Annotated in this window: 2 protein-coding genes and 1 pseudogene; 2 read left to right on the top strand and 1 reads right to left on the bottom strand. The window is 73.9% G+C overall.

Annotated features, from left to right (window positions below; all coding sequences use genetic code 11):
* Together N4P33_RS33295 and N4P33_RS33290 are read left to right on the top strand one after the other, a co-directional pair.
* Positions 1-1,980 (top strand): CDP-glycerol glycerophosphotransferase family protein (locus tag N4P33_RS33295; protein ID WP_260830662.1); only part of this gene is annotated, 1,980 nt, incomplete at its 5' end.
* Entirely contained in the window at positions 1,977-3,680 is a 1,704-nt protein-coding gene (locus tag N4P33_RS33290; protein ID WP_260830661.1) for a glycosyltransferase family 2 protein, read from the top strand. The genes N4P33_RS33295 and N4P33_RS33290, both read left to right, overlap by 4 nt.
* 75 nt (positions 3,681-3,755) lie before the next feature.
* Here the strand turns inward: N4P33_RS33290 and N4P33_RS33285 are convergent.
* A pseudogene (locus N4P33_RS33285) lies at positions 3,756-4,208 on the bottom strand (hypothetical protein); the annotation flags it as partial.

Below are 4,208 nucleotides of genomic sequence, written 5' to 3'. Positions count from 1 at the left end.
GCCGGCCTCGCCACCGGCCGCCGGCTGCACTTCGTGCACGCCAAGGACGGCCTGCCGCCCGGCAGCACGCGCACCATCGCCGAACGCGCCGCCGAGCTCCCCGACACCGTGGACGTCCTGCTCCTGGACCACGTCCGCAGCACCTGGCGCACCTCCGGTCTGCCCTCCCCGGACGGCCCCCTCCTCGCCCGCGCCGGCCGCGCCGACCTCGCCCTCGACGACTGCGCCCCCCTGCTGCGCCTGACCCCGCTGCTCGGCACCCGCGTCCTGCGCACCGACTTCTGGCGCGCCCACGAGGACCTGCTCAACACCGACGACGAGGCGTACGCCGCGCTCGCCGCCCTGCTCCTCGCCGACCGCGTCGCCTGCCTGCCCCACCCCGCCTACGAGGACCGCCGGCTGCGCCCGGCCAGCCTCCCGCCGCTCACCCCCGAGCAGCGGTACGCCCTGGTCGAGCGCTACACGTCCCTGCTCGACCTCATCCGCGAGCGCCCCGCCCCGTACACGGTGCTGTACGAGGTGATGGTGCGGGAGTGTCTGCGCACCTTCGCCCGCGGCGGCATGCCCGAGGAGGTGGCCCGCGCGTTCTTCCGCCGCGCCTCCTCGGCCGCCGTACGCCTCCGCCCCGAGGGCCACCGCCGTCCGGCCGGACCGGAGGGCCTCCGCCGCGCGCTGCTGGAGGAGGGCGCCTACCGCAAGTACCGCGCCTTCCAGGCCGCCAACCGGGCCCGCCGCACCGTCCGGTCCACCGTGCGCACCCGCGGGCGCCGCCTCGGCACCCGGCTGCGCGACCAGCAGTACCGCAGGGCCCTGCACCGCCCCGTCCACCCCCACCTCGCGGTGTTCGCCGCCTACTGGAACCGCGGCGTCGCCTGCAATCCCGCCGCCATCGCCGCCAAGCTCGCCGAACTCGCCCCGCACATCCACCCGGTGTGGGTGGTCACCGCCGAGAACGCGGCACTGCTCCCGCCCGGCACCGACCATGTCGTCCCCGGCACCCGCCGCTACTGGGAGACGCTCGCCACCGCGAAGTACCTGGTCAACAACGTCAACTTCCCCAACGCGGTGGTCAAACGCCCCGACGCGATCCACGTCCAGACCCACCACGGCACCCCCCTCAAGCGCATGGGCCTGGACCAGATGCCGTACCCGGCGGCAGCGCAGGGCCTCGACTTCCAGGCGCTCCTTGAACGCGTCGACAAATGGGACTTCAGCATCTCCAGCAACAGCCACACCACGCGCATGTGGGAGCGCGCGTACCCGTCGCGGTACGTCTCCCTCGACTACGGCTATCCGCGCAACGACGTCTACTACACCGCCGGCGCCGACGACATCCGCGCGGTCCGCGAACGCCTCGGCATCGCCCCGGGCCGCCGCGCCCTCCTCTACGCGCCCACCCACCGCGACTACGAGGCCGGCTGGACCCCCCGCCTGGACCTGGCCGCGCTCGCCGACCGGCTCGGCGAGGACACCGTCCTGCTGGTGCGCGCCCACTACTTCTACGCCGGCACCGCCTCCCCGCTGACCGGCCTGCGCCGCTCGGGCCGCCTCATCGACGTGTCCTCCTACGACCCGGTCGAGGAGCTGTGCCTGGCCGCCGACGCGCTGGTCACGGACTACTCGTCGATCATGTTCGACTACGCCAACCTCGACCGCCCGATCGTGATCCACGCCGACGACTGGGAGACGTACCGCACCACCCGCGGCGTCTACTTCGACCTGATGGCCGAGGCCCCGGGCCCGGTGGCCCGCACCCAGGAGCAGCTCACCGAGATCCTCACCACCGACGCCTGGCGCGACGAGAGCGCGGCGAAGGCACGGGCCGTGTTCCGGCGCAGGTTCTGCGAGTACGACGACGGCCGCGCCGCCGAGCGCGTCGTACGCCGGGTCTTCCTCGACCAGGACGAGTCCGCGCTGCCGCCGGTGCTGCCCGTCGAGGACCGCACGCCGGCGCCGAACCCCGAGGAGGTGGGCCCGTGACGCCCTCGCCCGACGTGACTCCCGCGTCCGACAACACGTTCCGGCCCGACGTCACCGTGACGGTCATCGTGCACAACGACGCCGAGCGCCTCCCCCGCGCCGTGCAGTCCGTCCGCCGCCAGACCCACCGCGACCTGGAGATCGTCATCAGCGACGACCACTCCACGGACCACACCCCCGAGGTGGCCCGGCGCCTCGCCGCCGAGGACCCCCGCATCCGGTACCTGCGCCTGCCCGAGAACAGCGGCGGCTGCAGCGCCCCGCGCAACCGCGCCCTGGAGATCGCCCGGGCGCCGTACCTGATGTTCCTCGACAGCGACGACGAGCTCCCCCCGAACGCGGTCGCGTCGCTGCTGGCCGCGCACCGTGAGCGGGAGATCGACTTCGCGATGGGCGCGGTGCGCCGCGTCCGCGTGGACACCGGCCGCCGCTCCACCTGGATGCCGCACCTGGTCCAGGAGCGCCGCACCCTGGACGGCATCGAGGCCGACCCGCGGCTGTTCTTCGAGCACCTGGCCACCAGCAAGATGTACGCCCGCGCCTTCCTCGACCGGCACGAGCTGCGCTTCCCCGAGGGCATCCACTACGAGGACCAGCTGTTCTCGGCGCAGGCGTACTGCCTGGCAAAACGGTTCACGATCATCCCCGAGCCGGTCTACGTCTGGTACGTCGCCCCGTACGCCTCCTCCGACGCGGCGTCCATCTCCAACCAGCGGCACAAGATCGCCAACGTCCGCGACCGCGTCCACGTCCAGCGGCTCATCGACGCCTTCCTGACCGACAGCGGGCACGAGGCACTGCGGGAGGACAAGGACCACAAGTTCCTCAAGCACGACTTCCGCATGTACGCCGGTGACCTGCCCTACCGCGACGACGCCTGGCTGGAGGCCTTCGCCGACGTCATGAACCCGTACCTGGACACCCTGTCCCCCGGCGCCTACGCGCGCCTGCCGCGCGCCGAGCGGGTGGTGCTCCAGCTGGTCCGCGAACGCCGGCTGACTGATGCCCGGCTGGCCGCCCGGGGCCTGGGCCGGGGCGTCGCCCCGCGCCGGGTCACCACGGACGCGGACGGCCGTACGTACTGGGGCGAGCGGCTCCCCGATTCCGCCGACGCCCGACGCGAACTGGACCTCACCGACCTGGAGCTGGACACCCGCCCGTTCTTCAGCGCCCAGTTCCGCCACGAGATCACCGAGATCACCCGGGGCCCCGGCGCCTCGGTCGACCTGACCGTGCGCACCTACGACCCCGCGCTGCGCCTCCCGGTCGGCCCCCAGCGCGCGGTCCTCCTCATCGCCCCCGGCCCGCGCCGTCTGACGGTGCCCTTCCGGCTGTCCCCCGTCCGCCCCGGCATCTTCGAGGGCCGGGTGCACTTCGACCCGGCGACCGCGCCCCTGTCACCGGCCGGCTTCTCCGGCGTCCGTCATCCGCTGCTGCGCCTCACCCACCAGGGCCAGGCCAACACCGGCCTGCTGCTGGCCCCCCTGGACTTCCCGCCGCTGACGACCCGGGTTCCGTACCACTCCGGCATGACTCCGCACCGGGTCACGATCGAGCCGGAGGGTCATGGCGCGGGGCGCCTCCAGGTGCGGTGGGCGCCGGTGGGGGTGACGGCCCGGGTGCTGCGGCCGGTGGTGCGGAGGGTGGCCAGGCCGAGGGTGAAACGGGCGGTGCGGCTGGTGGCGAGTGTGGTGAGGTGAGGGCACGTGATGTACGGCTGGCGGCAAGCGCGGTAAGGGTGCGGTGACGTGCGGTGCGGTGAGCCGGCCGGCTGATCACCGCACCTCGTAGAGCACCTGCCCCTCAGGCCCCCGGGCCACCTCCCGCAGCCCCGTCCCGGCCAGCACCCCGGACGCGTCCACCACCCACCGCACCCCGTACGCCCGCTCGATCTCCCGCCGCGCCCCGTCCGGGGTCTCCCCCGCGAAGTACCTCTCCACGTCCTCCAGCCGCCGCTCCTCGTCCGGCAGGAAGAAGTCGGGGTAGCCGGGGGCGACCGTGTAGGGGCCGTACGCGGGAATCCGGCGCGACGGATGCCGCTCGGCCATCACCACGTCCCCGTAGCGCACCCACGGCGTCATCCAGTGGTACCCGGTCCACGGCTCCCGGTACCTGGCCTCCACCGGCCCCGGCAGCGCCCCGCGCGGCAGCACGTACCCCAGCGTGCCCGCCTGCGCCCACGCCCCGAGCCCGAGGAGGACGGTGAGCGCGGCCGCCCACCCGGCGCG

Source organism: Streptomyces sp. 15-116A (assembly GCF_025290915.1).
Classification (GTDB): domain Bacteria; phylum Actinomycetota; class Actinomycetes; order Streptomycetales; family Streptomycetaceae; genus Streptomyces.
This window is presented reverse-complemented; position numbering and strand designations above follow the sequence as displayed.